7 protein-coding genes are annotated in these 19,329 nt (G+C 63.8%); all 7 read left to right on the top strand.

Annotated elements, in window-relative coordinates:
• The 7 genes from J3P96_RS15020 to J3P96_RS14990 all read left to right on the top strand — a co-directional run bounded on the left by J3P96_RS15020 (position 1) and on the right by J3P96_RS14990 (position 19,327).
• Positions 1 to 804 carry an ABC transporter ATP-binding protein gene (locus J3P96_RS15020; protein WP_434651985.1) on the top strand — a complete coding sequence of 268 codons (804 nt, stop codon included), beginning with the start codon at positions 1 to 3 and terminating at the stop codon, positions 802 to 804.
• A complete protein-coding gene (locus tag J3P96_RS15015; protein WP_434651984.1) occupies positions 801 to 1,784 on the top strand; it encodes a FecCD family ABC transporter permease in 984 nt (327 codons plus the stop codon). The genes J3P96_RS15020 and J3P96_RS15015 overlap by 4 nt, the downstream gene beginning before the upstream one ends.
• Positions 1,781 to 2,830 carry a FecCD family ABC transporter permease gene (locus J3P96_RS15010; protein WP_434568699.1) on the top strand — a complete coding sequence of 350 codons (1,050 nt, stop codon included), beginning with the start codon at positions 1,781 to 1,783 and terminating at the stop codon, positions 2,828 to 2,830. Before J3P96_RS15015 ends, J3P96_RS15010 begins: the two co-directional genes overlap by 4 nt.
• A gap of 55 nt (positions 2,831 to 2,885) precedes the next feature.
• A complete protein-coding gene (locus tag J3P96_RS15005; protein ID WP_434568698.1) occupies positions 2,886 to 3,824 on the top strand; it encodes an ABC transporter substrate-binding protein in 939 nt (312 codons plus the stop codon).
• A gap of 156 nt (positions 3,825 to 3,980) precedes the next feature.
• Positions 3,981 to 4,934 carry a TauD/TfdA family dioxygenase gene (locus tag J3P96_RS15000; protein ID WP_434658187.1) on the top strand — a complete coding sequence of 318 codons (954 nt, stop codon included), beginning with the start codon at positions 3,981 to 3,983 and terminating at the stop codon, positions 4,932 to 4,934.
• Between the two features lie 70 nt (positions 4,935 to 5,004).
• Positions 5,005 to 9,819: an amino acid adenylation domain-containing protein gene (locus tag J3P96_RS14995; protein WP_434651981.1), complete on the top strand. Its 4,815-nt coding sequence runs from the start codon at positions 5,005 to 5,007 to the stop codon at positions 9,817 to 9,819.
• Positions 9,820 to 9,862: 43 nt separating this feature from the next.
• Positions 9,863 to 19,327 carry an amino acid adenylation domain-containing protein gene (locus tag J3P96_RS14990; protein WP_434651979.1) on the top strand — a complete coding sequence of 3,155 codons (9,465 nt, stop codon included), beginning with the start codon at positions 9,863 to 9,865 and terminating at the stop codon, positions 19,325 to 19,327.
• Positions 19,328 to 19,329 lie beyond the last annotated feature (2 nt).

The raw sequence follows: 19,329 nt of genomic DNA, 5'->3' as shown, positions 1-19,329 counted from the left end.
ATGCTGAAAGCCAGCAACGTGCGGCTGAGCTATGGCGAGCAACAGATTCTCAACGGTGTCAGCCTGGATATTCCCGAGGGTTGCTTCACCGCGTTGATCGGGGCCAACGGCTGCGGCAAGACCACGCTGCTTAATGTACTGGCGCATATGTTGCGGCCGAGCGCGGGTGACGTGCATCTGGGCGGAAAATCGTTGGGACAGTACTCACGCCGCGCATTGGCGCAACGAATGGCGCTGTTGCCCCAGCGCACTACGTCGCCGGCCGGCATGAGCGTGCGGGAGCTGGTGATGCAGGGGCGCTTCCCCTGGCAGAGCTGGTGGCGCCAATGGTCCGACCAGGACCAGCAGGCGATTGATCGCGCCATCGAACTGGCGGGTATCGGGCCGTTGCTGGATCGTTCGCTGGCCACCCTGTCGGGCGGGCAGTTGCAGCGCTGCTGGATCGCCATGACCCTGGCCCAGGACACCCCGGTGATCCTGCTGGACGAACCGACGACCTTTCTCGACATCGCGCACCAGATCACGTTGCTCGAATTGCTGGTGGATCTGCGTGAGCAAGGCAAGACCATCGTGGCGGTGCTGCACGACCTCAACCAGGCCGCGCGTTACGCCGATCACCTGGTGATGATGCGCGAGGGTCGGTTGCTGGCCCAGGGCGCGCCTGCCGAGGTGTTCACCCGGGAGAATCTCAAGGCGGTCTTTGACCTGGACGCGCACATCATTACCGACCCTTATTCCGGCGATCCGTTATGTGTCCCGCAAACCACCCGTAGCCAGCCGTCGGCTGTGCGGGAGGCGATGTGATCCACGGTTTGCGCTTGCCGGTGTGGCTGGGCCTGCTGATTGCGATTGCCCTGGCCGCGCTGCTGCATCTGGCGGTGGGCGCCAAGAGCATCCCCTGGAGCGAGGCGTGGCAGGCCTTGGTCGCCTATTCGCCAGACAGCCCCGACCAGAGCGTCATTCGTGGCAGCCGCCTGCCCCGTCTGCTGGTGGCCATGCTGGTGGGCGCGAGTCTCGGCCTTGCCGGTGCGATCATGCAGGCGGTGGGCGACAACCCATTGGCCGACCCGGGGATTCTCGGCATCAACAGCGGCGCGGCATTGTTCGTCGTGTTCGGCTTGCTGGTGCTGCCGGGTCACGACCTGTCGATGATCCCGCTGTTTGCTTTCAGCGGCGCCCTGGTCGCCGCCGTTGGTGTCCTGCTGCTGGCGGGCAGGGGCCACAACCCGATTCGACTGACGTTGTCCGGGGCGATGATCGCGGCGTTATTCAGTGCTATCACTTCGATTTTACTGTTGCTCGATCAGCAGGGGCTGGACAGCCTGCGGCGCTGGCTCACCGGCTCGATCGGGGTGACCGGAGGCTCGATGCAGGCGTGGGTCTGGCCGTATGCCGTGTTGGGCATGTTCCTCTGCCTGGTCAACGTCCGCGCGCTGAACGCGCATCGGCTGGGTCCGCAAGCCGCCGCCGGCATGGGCGTCAACCTGTTGAAGATGCGTCTGTTCGGCCTGGCTTCGGTGGTTCTGCTGTCAGGCTGCGCCGTGGCCCTGGCGGGGCCGATCGGTTTTGTCGGGCTGGTGGTGCCTCACGCCGCGCGCCTGTTGTTCGGCGATGACTACCGTCGGTTGCTGCTGGCCGCGCCCTTGCTTGGCGCGCTCCTGCTGATCCTGGCGGACATCGCCGCCAGGACCGTGGTGCGTCCCTTCGAGCTCAATACCGGGATCGTCACGGCGCTGATCGGCGGGCCGATCTTCGTGGTACTGGTGTTGAGGAAAGTCCGATGATGCGCTTGGGGCTGACCCTGCCCAGAATGCTGCCGTTGCTGCCCTGGGTGGCCCGGCCGATCGACCTGATTTCGGTGCTGGTGTTGCTGCTCGCCTTGGTTGCGTTGGCCCTGTACGCACTGACCGTCGGCAGCTATTCACTGGATGTTGCCCAGGCCTGGCAAGCGCTGGCAGCCCCTGACCAGGCCAACCCGACGACGCGCAACCTGCTGTGGGAGTTGCGCCTGCCGCGGGTCTTGCTGGCGATCCTCGCCGGGGCGGCGATGTCGCTGGCCGGCCTGTTGATGCAATCGTTGACGCGCAATCCCCTGGCGGCGCCGGGCCTGGTAGGCGTGGAGTCGGGCGCCAGCGTCACCATGTTGTTGATCATCGTGCTCTGGCCCACGCTGCTGCCGCTGGAGCTGTATCCGTTGGCGGCACTGACCGGTGGGCTGGCCGTGGCGTTCTTCGTCGCGTTGCTGTCGTGGCGCCAGGGCATCTCGCCTCTGCGCTTGATCCTCGTCGGCGTCGGGCTGACCGCCATGCTCAGTGCGGTTGCCGACCTGCTCATCACCTACGGCAATATCGACCAGGTCGAGTCAGCCTTGATGTGGCTGGGTGGCAGCTTGCATCGGGCCGGCTGGGCCCAGGTCCATAGTCTCGCCGCCTGGTTGCTGCTGGCGGGGGCGCCGTTGCTGTTTTTTCATCGCCAGTTGAACCTGTTGCAGTTGGGTGAAAAAGTCGCCCTCAGCCGAGGCCTGAATGTGACGGGTGTCATGGCCTTCCTGTTGCTTTGCAGCGTCATGCTGACGGCGGCAGCGGTGGCGAATGTCGGCACCATGACCTTTGTCGGCCTGGTGGCCCCGCACCTGGCGCGCCAACTGGCGGGTGATCGCCACGGTGCCCTGATGCCTTTATCCGCGTTGATGGGGGCGCTGCTGGTGCTGGCGGGCGACACACTGGGGCGGGGGCTTTTCCCACCGTTGCAGTTACCGGCAGGGCTGGTGGTCGCGATCATCGGAGCGCCTTATCTGATCGTCTTGTTGGCGCGTCAACGCAGTCGCTGAGAACACAGCGACGCTCATATTGAAGTTATCTGGAGGCAAGCGCGTGCGGGGAAGGGTGAAGGGAATATTCCAAGGGTTGCTCGGCATGCTGTGTGTGTCGTTGGCATTGCTGTCCATGCCTGCTGGCGCGGCTGAAACCAAGGTGTTCGAGAACAGTTTCGGCCGGGTTGAAGTGCCCGTTTCGCCGCGTTGCATCGTGTCTTTGCATGATTTCAGCCTGACCACCCAGTTGCTGGAGTTGGGTATCAAGCCCTGCGGCTCGACAGGGCGCAAGAAGCTGTTTTCGGATGTGCTGTTTCGTGGCGCGCAGGAGCGCTTCGATGTGACGGGCATTCAATACATCGGCTCGCACCAGTCGCCTGACCTCGAAGCCATTGCGGCGTTGAAGCCTGACCTGATCATCGGCCTGTCCTATCACGCCGACCTCAAGGACAAGCTCAGCAAGATCGCCCCGGTCGTTCTGTTGCCGTCGCGAGAGAGCGATATCAAGACCTACGCCAAGGAACTCGCCGACCTGGTCGGCAAGCAACAGCGCTATGAAGAAATGCTTCGCGAATACCAATGGGTGGTCAGCGAGTTCAAGAAGCGCGTCAAGGACCCTGCGCGCATCACGGTCACCACGCTGGAAGTCTATACCGATGGTTTCCAGTTGATCGGCCGTGGCGGGATGGATGACGTTATCGCTGATTTCGGGCTGGGGCGTGTCGCCGCGTATCGTGAGGCGCGGCAGAATGTGCCCTACAGCCTGGAGCGAATCGGTGACTTCGACAGTGATTTCATTATCGACACCTACGAGGAGCTGCTCGATTCGGAAACCAGCACCGCAGCTTTCCGCCAGTCCCCTCAATGGCGGAACCTGTTCGCCGTGAAGAACCGTCAGTTTCTTTACCTGAACCGCAGTCGTTATGCCGATACGATGCAAGGCCTGCTGGGGTCCGCTTACCTGCTGATGTCCCATATCGCTGAGCGCGAGAGTGTGCTTCAGGGCAAGTGAATCGTAGCAGCTGTCATACTATCGTCATTAATGACAATCATTCTCTATTGCGGTTGTTACTCGTTTGTATTAGTTTGTGCTCTCGAAAAATACGCTCATCGGAATGGCGAGGGATTACAAATGGAAACTGGTTTGGCGCGTGCACAGGTTCAATCCATGGAAGGCGTACCGGGCAACGAGCAGACCTTGCCGTTCATTTTCGAAGCGCCAGCCACGGGGGCTCGCTGGCAAGATAGCCGAGCGCAGATCCTGCAGGCCGTCGAGGCCGAGTTGCCGCGTGTCGGCGGCATCCTTTTCCGCGGTTTTGCCTTCAACGGGGAAGCCGATTTCGAGGAGTTTGCCCGCGGTTTTGGCCATGAGCTGCTGACCTATGACTACGCCTCCACGCCGCGCACCAAGCTCAGCAACCGCGTATACACCTCCACTGAATACCCGGCCCACCAGGTCATCCCGCTGCACAACGAGCAGTCCTATTCGCTCAATTGGCCGATGAAGATCTGGTTCCACTGCGTACAGGCTTCTGCTGTGGGTGGTGAAACCCCAATCGCCGATAGCCGCAGGGTCTACCAGCAACTCGATCCGGCGATCCGCCAGCGCTTCGCCGAGAAACGCCTGATGTACGTGCGCAACTACGGCAACGGCCTCGACTTGCCCTGGCAGCAGGCGTTCAGCACCGAAGATCGCTCGCAGGTGGAACAATTCTGTCGCGCCAACCACATCCAGTTCCAATGGACGGACGACGGCGAGCTGTCCACGCGCCAGGTCTGCCAGGCCGTGGCCCGGCATCCGGTGACCGGGGAGTGGGTATGGTTCAACCAGGCGCATCTGTTTCATATCTCCAATCTCGCTGCGCCGGTACGCGAGACGCTGATTTCCATCGTTGGCGAAGAGGGTGTGCCACGTAACGTCTTCTACGGGGACGGTTCACCCATCGAGCTGGAAGCCCTGGAGCATGTGCGCGGCGTACTGCAGCGCTGCCAGGTGACTTTCCCCTGGCAGGCGGGCGACGTGCTGATGCTCGACAACATGCTGGTGGCCCACGGCCGCTCGACATTCCAGGGCGCGCGAAAGGTCGTGGTCGCCATGGCCGAGCCTGCTCCGGCGGGTTGAGCCCGCCGCTCTTGCATTAAGCCGCCGCATTGGCTGGCTTATTCCAAACAAGCAAAATGAAGGACATCAAATGCTCGATCGCCTGATGCATCGCTGCTGGCTGCGTGGAATTCGCCTATCGGAAGCCGAAGGTCAACTGGACATCGTTCCCGGGTCGCAAGGTGCTTTGACGGATGAACTTGAAGCTGAGCTCCGTTCGCGAGAGCACGAAGTGTTGCAATGGCTGGCCCTGCATCCCGATTATCTTGATGCGCGGCCACTGACCGACAATGAGCAGGCGCTCTGGTTTCTTCAGCGACTGGAACCCGACAGTTGTGCCTATAACCTTGCTTACGCAGGACGAATCAAGGCGCAGTTCGTAACGGAGGACTTGCCTCGGCGCCTACAAGACGCCTGGGCCACGATTCAGCGGCGTTACCCTGTGTTGAGCACGGCCTACGGTGAACGCAACGGCGACCTGGTGCAGTGGAGTCGTAGCGAAAATATCCAGCCGTTGCAGTGGGTTGCCTTGCAGGCGGCGGACACCGATACCTTGCAGCAACGCATTGCCGAACTGGCCGACCGGCCTTTCAATCTCCAGGCCGGTGAAATTAGCCGAGGTGTGGTGCTGAGCAACGCCCGGGACGGTCATACCGAGCTCACGCTGCTGCTGGTGATCCATCACATCGCTGCCGATCCGGCCACGTTCCATATCGTGCTCAACGAGCTGTTCGCACAGGTCGATGGTCAGCCGTTGCCTGCAATCAATCCTGATGCCTATCGCAACTACAACAGTGAGCTGCACGTGCGTAGCGAGGCGACCGAAGCTGCGGAGCTGGCATGGTGGCAGGCACAACTGAGCGAAGCTCCAACGCTGGAGTTGCCGACGGATTTCGCCTTTGGCGGTAACCGCTCATTCGAAGGGATGGAGCTGCCGGTTCGCTTCGATCCCGCCACCACGGCGAGGGCGAGGGCCCGGGCCCGTGAATGGGGCGTGACGCCTTACGTCTGGTGGTTCTCGCTGTTTCAACAGTTTCTCGGGGTGTTGTCCGGGCAAGACGATTTTGTGCTGGGTACGGCCGGCGGTCTGCGCTTGCGACGCGAACACCTCAATTTGCCGGGCTATCTGGTCAACTCGCTGCCGGTTCGCTGTCGCTTGCAGCCAGACCTTTCAAGTCGTGACTGGGCCCGTGAGGTAGACGCCACCGTCAAGCAGGCCCTCGCGCACCGACACTACCCGTTCTCGCGCCTGGTCAAGCAGTTGAACCTTGAGCGTCAGGCGGGCAAGGCGCCGCTGTTCCAGCACATGTTCACGCTCAACAAGGAACGTGCCGCGCCTTTTCACCAGTACGTGGACGCCGTGTTGTCGGAACAGCGTGGAGCGGCCCATGAACTGAACATGGTTGTGGTGGATGAGGAGGAGGGTTTCCTCTGTCGGTGGCGTTACAGCAAGGCTTTGTACCGTCACGAAACAGTCCAGGGTTATTGCGACCAGTTCGTTGCATTGGTCCACGCGGTCATCGACCAGCCGGACGTACCTTTTGCCCAGCTCGACTGGCTACCGTCCGTGCAACGATCGATCCTCAGTGGCGAGGACCTACCGGTCCCGGTCAGCAACGCCTGGCAGGCGTTCGCCCAGCAGTGCGCCCACAAGTCTGAGTCGATTGCCCTGCAAGACGAACAAGGCACATTGAGCTATGCCGAGCTGGGCCGAGCGGTGGTTGCCCGTGGCGAGCGGTTGCAGACAGGCGCGAACCTGGAGGGTGCTCGCATCGCCTTGTGCCTGCCCCGCAGCCGCGAGCTGGTGATGCACATGCTCGCGGCCTGGCAGTGCGGCGCCACGTACCTGGCCCTCGATCCGCAGTGGCCGCAGTCGCGTTTGCAGGACATCTGCGAGGATGCCACGCCCCGGGTCTGGGTGGGCGAGGGCCAGCGTCCCGAATGGCTGCCTGAACCGGTACGGTGGCTGTCGTTGCCAACCGCGTCGTTGTCCAGCGAATCGCCATTGCGCGCAGCCGTGGCCGCAGACCTGCCGGCTTACGTCGTCTATACCTCCGGCTCCACCGGACGGCCGAAGGGCGTGGCGGTCAGCCAGGCCAACCTGATTCATTACGTAACCGGGTGCATTGAACGCCTGGACCTGTCCGCCGATGCCAGCCTTGCAAGCCTGGCCAGTTGCGCCACCGACCTGGGGCACACGGCGTTGTTCGGTGCACTGCTCAGTGGTCGGCGCCTGCGCCTGCTGGCCGAGGAGCTGGCTTTCGATGCCGAGGAGCTGGCTGCGGTGCTTGAGCGCGAGCCCGTGGACCTGCTGAAAATCGTGCCGTCGCACCTCAACGCCTTGCTGGTCGCCAATGATCCGCAGCGCTTGTTGCCGCGCCAGTGCCTGGTGACCGGCGGCGAGGCCCTGGGCCAGGCGCTGGTTTCACGCTTGCGCGCCTTGCAGCCGGACTTGCGCATCGTCAACCACTACGGCCCCAGCGAAACCACCGTCGGGGTGTTGACCCATGAGGTCGATACCCGCGGCGCAGCGCCGCTGGGTCGACCCCTGCCGAATGTCCAGGTCAGCGTGCGTTCGCCCGCCGGCGCACTCTTGCCGAAAGGCGTCAGTGGCGAGCTGTACGTCGAGGGGGCGACCGTTGCGCTGGGCTACCTCAGCGCGACCGACGCAGACCGGGCCCGCTTTGGCCGGCACGGCTATCGCACCGGCGATCGGGTTCGACTCAATCATCAAGGGCAGGTGGAGTTTCTCGGTCGGCTCGATGAGCAGGTGAAGATCCGCGGTTACCGGGTAGAACCGGCCGAAGTCGCGGCTCGATTGCGCGCGATGCCGCAGGTCGGCGACGTGCAGGTGCTGAACAGCCCTTCGCCGTTGACCGGCAATCGCCTGGTGGCTTTTCTCGTCGCGCCAGCTGCCGCGCTGCCCGACATTCAAGCTGCCCTGCAAGCGCAACTGCCGGACTACATGCAACCGGCCCAATGGCATTGTCTCGAGGGTTTCGCCTTGCTGCCCAACGGCAAGGTCGATCGCCAGGCATTGCTGCGATGGGACGAGCAGGCGCCGGCCCAGGCGCCGGCGAAGACATCGCTTGATCAGCCGTTGGACGCGGTTGAAAGCGCATTGCTGGACATCTGGCGCGGGCTGCTCGGCAATTCCGACCTGGGGCCCGATGACAACTTCTTTGCCCTGGGCGGCGACTCGATCCTCGGCTTGCAGATCATTGCGCTGGCGCGCCAGCAGAACATCCTGATGACGCCCAAGCAGCTGTTCGCCGAACAGACCGTGCGCGCCTTGGCGCGAGTGGTGCAAACACCGCAGCGCAGTCTCGAACAGCGCTTGCTCGACATCGCTCGGGAAATTCTTAGTAACCCGGAGCTGCGGGTCGATGACAATTTTTTCAGCGTTGGTGGCGACTCGATCCTGAGTCTGCAAATCATCGCCCGGGCCAAGCAGCAGGGCCTGCAGCTCAAGCCCAAGCAGATTTTCGAGTTCCCGACCGTGCGCGGCTGGGCCGAACACGTGGTTGACCTTGGCGCGGCGAAGGAGGGTGCCAAGCCTCCCGTGCTCGAGCCCACCACGGCATTTGCCTTAACGCCGATCCAGCAATGGTTTTTCGCCCAGGAGCAAAACCAGCCCGGGTATTGGAACCAGTCGTTGCTGCTGGCGTTGGACCAGCCATTGGAACCGGCGCGGTTTACCCAGGCCGTGGGCGCGCTGTTGCAGCGTCACGCCAGCTTGCGCCTGGTCTTCGAAGCCTCGGCGCATGGTTGGCTACAACGTTACCAGGCGTTCTCTCAATCCCAAGTCAACGGGTTGTTCCATGTCGAGGAGCAACCCCTGAGCGAAGCGCTGTTGCAGCACTGGCAGCAAGGCTTCGATCTGGCAACGGCGCCGTTGATTCGCTGGGTGTATTTCTCCCAGAGCCGGGAGCTGCTGTGCACGGCGCATCACTTGCTCGTCGATGCAGTGTCGTGGCAGGTGCTGCTGGAGGAGCTGGAAAGTCTCTACCTGCAACCGGACCTGGCGTTGCCGGCCGTCTCGGCGGGTTTCCATGCGTGGAGCGAGGCCCTGCAGCAGCACCGCCGCGAGCCGGCCGTACTGGCCCAGGTTGATTACTGGCACGAACAACTGCGTGCAGAGGGCGTTGTCCCCGAACAGGCGAATACCTACGGCGCAAGCCGGACGCTGGACACGCAACTCTCATCGGCGCAGACGCAGTTGTTGCTGGGCGACTGCCACGCCGCCTATGGCACCCAGGTCCAGGATTTGCTGGTGGCGGCTTTGGCCGGCGTCATCGGCCAGTGGCAGGATCGCGAGCGCGTCACCCTTGAGCTGGAAAGCCATGGCCGCAGCGGCTGGGAGCAGGCCCCCGATTTGTCCCGCTCGATCGGTTGGCACACCAGCCGCTATCCACTGGCGGTCGACACTTCCTGGGATCTGGAGCCCTCGATCATCGCGGCCAAGGAAGCCCTGCGCCGCGTACCCGAGCAAGGCATCGGCTACGGTCTGTTGCGCCAGGATCCGGCGCACGGCCTGGCTGCGGCCTCGCTGTTGACGTTCAACTACCTGGGGCGGGTCGACCAATGGATCGGCGCTTCACGCCTCTGGCGCCTGGCGCGGCCGGTATGTCCAGGCATGCGCGCCGAGAGCACGCGCCGCACGCATTGGCTGGACGTGACGGCGCTGGTCAACGAAGGGCAGTTGCATGTGGAGTGGCGTTATGCGCCGCAGGTCCATGACCCGGCGCTGGTGAGCGAGTTGGCGCGGCAGTTCCAGCAGCGGCTCACAGCCTTGCTGGAACATTGCCAGGCGCCCTCGGTTGGCCGCGCCACGGCTTCGGATTTCGCCGACTCAGGCTTGTCCGACGATGAATTCCTGGGGCTGCTCGAACAACTCGAACAGTGAAACCTCTGCGTCCCCAAACATTACAGGTTCGGATACCGTCAGCATGAACGACAAGGTCAAAGCTCTTTCGCGCAACATCGAAGCTATTTACCCGCTGGCTCCCATGCAGCAAGGATTGCTGTTCCACAGCCTGATGCACCCGGGCAAGGGCATGTATCTGCTGCAATACCGGCACGTCATGGTCATGCCGAACCTCGACCTGGCGGCGTTCCGCCAGGCTTGGGCGCAAGTGGTGGAACGCCATGAACTGCTGCGCACCTCCTTCGTCTGGAAGCAGCAGAAGCGGCCGATGCAAGTGGTGCACAAGCAGGTCGAACTGCCGATCACTTATGAGGATTGGTCGCACCTGAGCGAAGCCGAACAGCACGCGCGTCTGGAGCAGTTGCTCAGCGCGGAACGCGCTGAAGGGCTGGACTTCACCAAGGCACCGCTCATGCGGGTCAGGCTGTACAAGTTGGCGCCCGACACCTATCAGTTCGTGCGCAGCTACCACCACATCCTGATGGATGCCTGGTGCTTCTCGATCATCATGATGGACTTCCTCAACGGTTACCGTGCCGCTCAGGAAGGCCGTCGATTGAACCTGCCGGCGCCCCGTCCCTATCGCGATTTCATTCGTTGGCTGGAAACCCAGAAGCCGGAGGACCACCAGGCCTTCTGGCAACAACGCCTGGCGGGTTTCGACACGCCAAACGAGTTCGGCTTCGGCCATGTCGGCCGCATCCAGGGCGCCAGTGAACCGGTCGAGGACTGTGTCGAGTTTCTGCAGCCTGAGCAGACCTTGGCGCTGCAAAACGTCGCGGCGCAGCACGGCCTGACCCTCAACACGCTGGTGCAGGGTGCCTGGGCTCTGTTGCTGGCGCGCTACAGCGGCGATCGCGATCTGGTGTTCGGTATCACCGTCGCCGGTCGTCCGGTCCACCTGCAAGGTATGGAAAGCATCGTCGGCCTGTTCATCAACAGCTTGCCGCTGCGCTGGAGCTGGCGCCCGGATGACGCGCTGGGCCCGTGGCTGAAAGCCTTGCAGACCGAGAACCTGAGCCTGCGTGAACACGAGAGTGTGTCCCTGGCCGACATCCAGCGCTGGAGCGACGTGCAGCGCCAGGACCTGTTCCAGAGTCTGTTCGTGTTCGAGAACGCGCCCATTGCCGCCGACGTGCGCCAGGGGCAGTTGGACTACCTGATCAGCGACATGGCCAACCGCACCCACACCAATTACCCGATCACGGTGGTCATCGTGCCGGGTGAACGCCTGCACCTGCAACTGACCTACCAGACCGACTGGTTCCTGCGTGAAGAAGTCGAGCAGATGCTGCGGCATTTCCGTGCCCTGCTGTTGAACATGGGCGAGGCCTTGGGCGCGAACTCCGCAACGCCTTTGCATCAACTGGCGATGCTCGATGAAAGTGAAATCCGCCATCAGCACCAGGTCTGGGCCGGTGGAGGCCTGGCGGCCGACGAACAACTGCTGCAACCGTTGTTCATCGAGCGCTTCCAGCAGCAGGTCCGCCAGAATCCAGGGCGCGTCGCCATAGTCCATGGCGAGCACAGCCTGACGTTCGATCAGTTGAACCGCGCCGCCAACCGGCTGGCCCGGCACCTGCGGGCACAAGGGGTAAGCAGCGACGATCTGATCGCGGTGTTCGATGAGCGCGGGCTGGACCTGGTGGTGATGATCGTCGCCACGCTCAAGGCCGGTGCCGGTTGGCTGCCGCTCGATCCACGCAACCCGGCCCAACGCCTGGCCCAGGTGCTGCGCCAGAGCCGCACGCCGTTGCTCGTGCACAGCGCGGGGCAGGGCGAGTTGGCCATGCAGGCACTGGATCTGCTCGAACAGCGGCCCAAGGCCGTGCGTTATGACCCCTCGGTGCTGAGCGGCTACAGCGATGAAAACCTGAACATCGCGGTGCACGGCGACTCGTTGGCCTATTGCATCTTCACCTCCGGCTCCACCGGCACGCCGAAGGGCGCCATGGTGGCCCAGGCGGGCATGCTCAACAATATTCTGGGCAAACTGCCGGGGCTGGGGCTCGATGCGAATGACGTGATCGCCCAGACCGCACCGCAGTGCTTCGACATCTCGGTCTGGCAAACCCTCGCGGGCCTGGTGCTGGGCGCACGCACGGTGATTCTCGGTGACTGTGTGGTACAGGACCCCGAGGCGCTGGCAACGGCCATCGGCCGGCATGGCGTCAGCATCCTCGAAGCGGTGCCGTCATTGATGCAAAGCCTGCTTGACGCCGGCCTGGAGACGTCGCCCCTGCGCTGGGTTCTTGCCACGGGTGAGGCCTTGCCGCCAGTCTTGGCGCGACGCTGGTTCGAGCGCTATCCGGCGATCCCGCTGGTGAACGCCTACGGTCCGGCCGAATGCTCCGATGACGTTGCCTTCCACCCGCTGCTGGAACGCTTGCCGGAACAACGCATCAACGTGCCGATCGGGCGCGCCACGCTGAACAATCGCCTGTATCTGCTCAATGCTGATCTGCAACCGATACCGGTTGGCGCAGTGGGCGAGATTTTCGTCGCCGGTGTCGGCGTCGGGCGCGGCTACATGGCCGACCCGGCGCGCACGGCGGCGGTGTTCCTGCCGGATCCGATCGCCAACGACGGTTCGCGTCTGTATCGCACCGGCGATCTGGCGCGCTTCCTGCCCAATGGGGATCTGGAATACGTCGGACGCACCGACCATCAGGTCAAGATTCGCGGCCACCGTATCGAACTGGACGAGATCGAAGCCTGCCTGACCCGTTACCCAGGGGTACGGGAAGCGGTGGTGGTGGCCCGCGACGACCAGCAGCGCTCCAAGGTGCTGGTGGCCTATGTCGTGGCTGAGGTCGCGTGCAGCATCGAGGCGTTGCGCGAGCATGTGCTGGGCAATCTGCCGGCCTACATGATCCCGAGTGCATTCGTGTTGCTGGAGCGTTTCCCGCTCAACGGCAACGGCAAGATCGATCGCAAATCCTTGCCCGCTCCGGATTTCGCCGCGCAAAGCCAGGCCCGCTATGTGGCACCCAGCAGCGCGTTGCAAGGCCAGTTGGTGGAAGCCTGGCAAAGCGTGCTCGGGCTCGAACAGGTGGGCGTCGAGGACAACTTCTTCGAACTCGGCGGCCATTCGCTGCTGGCCACTCAACTGATTGGCCTGATCGGCAAACTCACAGGCAAGGACTTGCCGTTGCGCGTGGTCTTCGAGCGCCCGACCATCACCGCCATGGCCGATTGGCTGGAAAGCCAGGCCGGTACGGTAAAACCGTCGCCAACCCTGCTGCCACGGCCGGAAAAGCTGCCGCTGTCGTTTGCCCAGCAACGTCTCTGGTTCTTGCAGCAACTCGATCCGCAGAGCCCGGCGTACAACCTGGCGGGCGCGGTACGCCTGACCGGCGAGCTGCATGTCGCTGATCTGCGTGCGGCGTTGCAAGCGGTAGTCGACCAGCACGAGGTGCTGCGCAGCGGCTTTGTCAGCGGGGCCGAAGGGCCGAGCCAGGTGATCCTGGCGCAGACCGAAGTTGATTTGCCGGTGATCGATGTGGCGAGCGAGGAAGCGCTGCACGATCGGCTGCGTCAGGATGCAATGACCCCGTTTGCGCTGGATGCGGCGCCGTTGCTGCGCGCCCGGCTGTATCGCCTGGCGCCGCAGGTGTCGGTTCTGTCGCTGAACTGCCATCACATCGTTGCCGATGGCTGGTCCCTGCAATTGATCATCGACGCTTTGTGCGAGCAATATCGCAACCGCCGCCAGGGCCAGTCGACTCAACAGCTCGCCCCGGCGATGCAATACGCTGACTACGCCGTCTGGCAGCACCAGTGGATGGGCAGCAAGGCGTGCGCGCAAGAGCTGGCCTACTGGCGCGAGCAACTGTCCGGTGAACTGCCAGTGCTCGACCTGGCGGCCGATTTTGCCCGACCTGCCCAGGCCAGCCAGGCCGGAGGGCGCGTCGAGCGACGCTTGCCCGAGGACCTGGCGGCCCGCCTGAAGGCGTTCAGCGCCCGCCACGGCTGGAGCAATTTCATCCCGATGCTGACCGCTTTCCAGTTGCTGTTGCGCAGTCGCAGCGGCGAAGACGACATTCTGGTCGGTGTTCCAGCGGCCAACCGGCACCATGCGGTGTTGCAGCCTCTGGTCGGTTGCTTCGTCAACACGCTGGTGTACCGCAGGAAACTTTCCGGCGAGCGCAGCCTGCTGCAACTGATGAGCGAATTGCAGGCGCTGTCCGTGTCGGTCCAGTCCCATCAGGATCTGCCGTTCGATTACCTGATCGAACAACTCGGCGTGGTTCGGCAGGTGAGTTACAACCCGCTGTTCCAGGTCATGTTCAACTATTTCCCGGGTAATGCCCTGGAGCGTTTCGACCTCACCGACGTCATTGCCGAACCGCTGGACAATCGTCCGGACAGCGCGCTGTGCGACCTGCACCTGGATGTGCGCGACAGCGAGCACGGCATCACCCTGAGCTTGCAGTACAGCAGCGACCTGTTCCGTGAACAGACCGTGCAAGCGATGGCCGCACAGTACCTGGCGTTGCTCGACGCGTTGATCGAGCAGTCCGATCAGCCGTTGGGTGAGCTGGCATGGCAGCCGGCCGAGCGGGATCTTGCGCGGATTGATGGTCGCGCGGTGAACGGTCATCAGGACATCCTCCAGGCCTTTGCGCTTCAGGTTGCCCGCCAGCCCGCGGCGATTGCCGTCGTGGCCGGCAACGAACAGCTGACCTACGCCGAACTGGATCAGGCCGCCGAGCGGCTGGCGGCGAAGTTGCAGGCCCAGGGCGTCGGTGTCGAAGACCGCGTTGCGCTGAGCCTGCCTCGCGACGCGCGCCTGCCAATGGCCATGTTGGCGGTGCTCAAGGCCGGCGCTGCGTATGTGCCCTTGGCCGAGGACACGCCACCGGAGCGTGGCCGCTACATTCTTCAAGCGGCCCGGCCCACGTTGTGCCTGGGCACGGCGGCGAGTCTCGGTGTGTTGGCGCAGTGGAACAGCGGCCTGCCGTTGCTCGACATTGATGCCAGCGCTTCAACCGACACCTTCAATGCAGTGGCCTGCGTCGCCGGTCAGCTCGCCTACGTGCTGTATACCTCGGGTTCCACCGGCCAGCCCAAAGGCGTGGCGATCAGCCGTGGCAACCTGATGAACCTGATGCTGGCCGTCGAGCAGGTCCTGCCGATGACGGCCCGGGACCGGGTCCTGGCGCTGACCACTGCGACGTTCGACATTGCCATCGTCGAGTTGCTCCTGCCCCTGGCCCGAGGCGCCAGTATTCTGCTGGCCGATCGCGAACAGGCGCGGGACCCGCAGGCCATCGACCAGTTGTTGCTGTCCGGACAACCCACCGTCATGCAGGCCACACCGGCCACCTGGCGGATGCTGGTGGCGCATACCTCGCGTAGCTGGCAAGGCGTGCGCGCCATCTCCGGTGGCGAGGCCTTGCCGTGCGCATTGGCCGAAGCCATCGAAGGCAGGGGAGCCGAGGTCATCAATGGCTACGGGCCGACGGAAGCGACCGTCTACAGTACCTTTGAAGTGCGCAGCGGCAACGAAACCGGCGCCGAGGTGCCGATCGGGCAGCCGGTGGCCAATACCGCCGCGTACATTCTCGATGCCGACTTGCAACCGGTGGCCGCCGGTGTTCCCGGTGAGCTGTACCTGGCCGGGGCCAACCTGGGCCGGGGTTATTTCGCCGCTGCGCGCCTGACCGCCGCGGCGTTCCTGCCGGATCCTTTCGTGGCCGGCGCGCGCATGTACCGTACCGGCGACCGGGTCAGGCGTAACAGCAATGGCAGCCTCGATTACCTGGGACGCCTGGATTTCCAGGTCAAGCTGCGGGGTTTCCGTATCGAACTGGGTGAGATCGAAGCGCTGTTGTCCCGCATCCATGGGGTTCGCGAGGCCGCTGTTGTGTTGTTGGGCAGCGGTGAGTCGGCGCGCCTGGTGGGCTATTACGCAGGCGATGCGCTGGATGAAGCGCTGCTGCGTGGCACCCTCGGCGCTCAGTTGCCGGACTACATGCTGCCCAGTCAGTTTGTGCGCCTCGACACGCTGCCGTTGAGCCCGAGCGGCAAGGTCGACCGCAAGGCCCTGCCGGCACCGCAGCAACGTGACGGCCAGCATGGCGCGCTGGCGGGTGAGTGGGAACTGACCTTGGCCGAGCTCTGGAAGGAGCTGTTGGGATGCACCGAGGTTGGCGCTGACGATAACTTTTTTGCCTTGGGCGGACACTCGCTCCTGGCGGCGCGGCTGGTCGCGCGGATCGCCGAACAGCATGGCCGACGCCTGCCATTGCGCAGCGTGTTCGAGCAACCGCTGCTGCGTGACCTGGCCGCTACGCTGGCCCAGGCAAGCACCGAGGCCGACGGCATCCTGCGTGCTTTCGAAGAGCCCTTGGCACCGTTGCATTTCACCCAGCAACGCTTGTGGTTCCTTGATCGCCTGCAGGGCGATACCCAGGCCTATCACTTGTCCCTGGCCCTGCGCCTGGCTGGCAACTTGCAACCGGCCGTGCTGGAGCAGGCGCTGGCGCAACTGGTTGCCCGTCAACACAGCCTGCAAACGCTGTTCAGCGAAACAGCCGAGGGTGCGCGCCAGCGTGTCGAGGCCCTCGACATCATGCCGCTGAGCTTCGAGCCACTGGAAAATGATGAGCAATCGAGCGCTTTCACCCAAAAACTGAGCCATGAGGCGCAGCGTCCGTTCGACCTCACCGCGCCGCCGCTGTGGCGCGTGCGTGTGTACCAAGGCCACGACCGCAGCGTGCTGCAAGTGACCGTGCATCACATCATCGCTGATGCACGCTCGCTGGAGATTCTCTTCAACGAACTGCAACTGATCTACCAGGCTTTGCTGGAAGGGGGCGACGCTTGCCTGCCACCGCTGCCGCTGCAATTCTCCGATATCGCGGCCAGCTGGCAGAGCCCGGCCGGGCAGGCACGAATCGAAGCGCAGCTCGGGTACTGGCGTGACGCCCTGGCGGGCGAGCCGCACGTGCTGAATCTGCCGACCGACATGCCGCGGCCCGCCGAGCAGGGCTACAACGGCCAGCGGCTGCGCTTCAACCTGCCGATTGCGCTGGTCCGGCGCCTGCGCGAAACGGCACAACGTCACGGCCTGACCGCTTTCCCGCCGTTGCTGGCGGCCTGGAAAACCTTGTTGGCCAGGCACTCGGGGCAGCGCGAAATCTGGGTCGGCCTGCCGGTCGCCCATCGCCATCAGGCCCACACGGATAACCTGATCGGTTACTTCGCCACCACTCAGGTCCTGCGTAGCCACATCGACCCGCAACAATCGGTCGAGCAGTTCTGGCAGCAATTGCAAGCCACTCACCTGGCGGCACAACAGCATGCCGACGTGCCTTTCGAGCGTTTGGTGGAAGCGTTGCAGGTGCGCCGCGATCTCAGCCACACGCCGCTGTTCCAGGCGTTGTTCAACCTGATTCAGCGGGATGCCAACGCAGCGCTCGAACAGCGCTTCGCCGGGTTGCCGGCACAGCGCCTGAACGTCGAAAGCGCCAGCGCCCTGGTGGACATCGGCCTGCATATCGAACAGCAGGGCGAGGATTGGCAGTGCGTGCTGGAGTACAACACGGACCTGTTCCTGGCACATACCGCGCAGCGTTACGCCGATGAGTTCCGTTACCTGCTCGAAGGCATGCTCGAGCAACCCGAGGCGCGCCTCTGGGACATCGACCTGGCGAATGCCGACCATGCGCTCGCCGAGCGGCCTTGGAACCGGCCCGCGCAATCCTTGACTGCCGCGGTGGACGTGATTGCCCGCTTCGAACGGCAAGCCGCCCTGACGCCTGAAGCGCTGGCCGTGGATTGCCAGGACCGGCAACTGAACTACGCGCAACTCAACGCCATCAGCAATCGATTGGCCCATTGGCTGCGTGCGCGCAATGTCGGCACTGATGATCTGGTTGCCGTTTGCCTGAGTCGCGGCCCGTGGTTGCTGCCAACCCTGTTGGCGATTCACAAGGCGGGCGCGGCGTACCTGCCGCTGGATCCGCAACACCCGAGTGAACGCCTGCGCTTCATCATCGATCACGCGCGTCCAGCCCTGGTGCTCGGCGAAAGTCTCTGCGCCGAGGCCTTGGCCGGCGTCGATCACGTCCTGCTCGATCAGTTGCCGCTGGATGCCAGCAGCGACGCCAACCTGACGCTGGCGGTGGACCCGCGGCAGCGCGCGTATGTGATCTACACCTCGGGCTCAACCGGCACACCAAAAGGCGTGCAGGTGACCCGTGGCAACCTGAGCAATCTGTTGGCCGGTCTCGATCGCTTGCTGCCGCTTGGTGCCGAGGATGTCTGGCTCGCCAGCACCACGTACGCCTTCGATATGTGCAAGCCGGAGCTGTTCCTGCCGCTGGTCAACGGCGCCGCGATCCTGCTGGCGCGGCGCGAGCAGGTGGTCGATGGGCACCAGCTGTTCGCGCTGCTGCGTCGGGCCACGGTGTTCCAGGCGACACCGGCCGGTTGGCAGATCCTTCTGGAGACCGGCCAGGCTGACTGGCCGCCGTTGCGTGGGCTGATCGGTGGCGAGGCGGTGCCCGGTGAACTGGTGAACGAATTGCGTGGCCGAGGCGTGGCGTTGATCAACGCTTATGGCCCGACGGAAACCACCGTCTGGTCGACCACCCAGGCGTTGCAAGACGTGCCGTCCGGCGTCGCCGACATCGGCGCGCCCTTGCTCAACACCCGTTGCTACGTGCTCGACGACATGCTCCGCCCGGTTCCGCTGGGCGCCACTGGCGAACTGTATATCGCCGGCTCCGGGGTCACCCGTGGTTATCAACACGCGCCCGCCATCACGGCGGCGGCGTACTTGCCCGACCCTTATGCCGGCGAACCCGGCAGCCGCATGTACCACACCGGCGACCTGGTGCGCCGACGCGACGACGGGCGACTGGCCTATGTCGGTCGCGGTGATTTCCAGGTCAAGGTACGCGGGTTCCGCATCGAACCGGGCGAAATCGAATCGCTGCTGCGCCGTTACCCAGGCGTCGAAGAAGCCGTGGTGATGATCGATTCGCGCAGCCAGAGCCTGTTCGCCTGGCTGCAAACGCCGAACCCGGTTGATCAGGCGGCGCTGCGTCGGTATCTCGAAGGTGTGCTGCCGGGCTACATGATTCCGGCCGGCTTCATCGAACAACCGCGTTTTGCCCTCAACGCCAACGGCAAGATCGACCGCAAGGCATTGCCGGCACCGCAGCCCGTGGCGATCCGGGGCGTGGCACCGCGCAATGAGCTGGAACAGCAACTGGCGGACATCTGGCAGAACCTGCTCGAGTTGCCGCAAGTCGGGGTGTTCACCAGCTTCTTCGAGCTGGGCGGGCATTCGTTGTTGGCGATGCGTTTGATGACCCAGGTCGAAAGCCGCTTCGGCGTCAAGCTTGAGCTGCGCAGCCTGTTCCAGAACCCGACGATCGCCGCGCTCGCCGAGCAGATCGAAAAGCCCCAGGGGCCTTCGACCGACGAAGCCTTGGACGAAATGCAGCGCCTGTTATCAGAGATGGAAGAGTAAGG

Source organism: Pseudomonas sp. R3-56, from assembly GCF_051132075.1.
Classification (GTDB): Bacteria; Pseudomonadota; Gammaproteobacteria; order Pseudomonadales; family Pseudomonadaceae; genus Aquipseudomonas.
The sequence above is the reverse complement of the archived record's forward strand: the minus strand, read 5'-3'. Positions and strand labels throughout refer to the sequence as shown.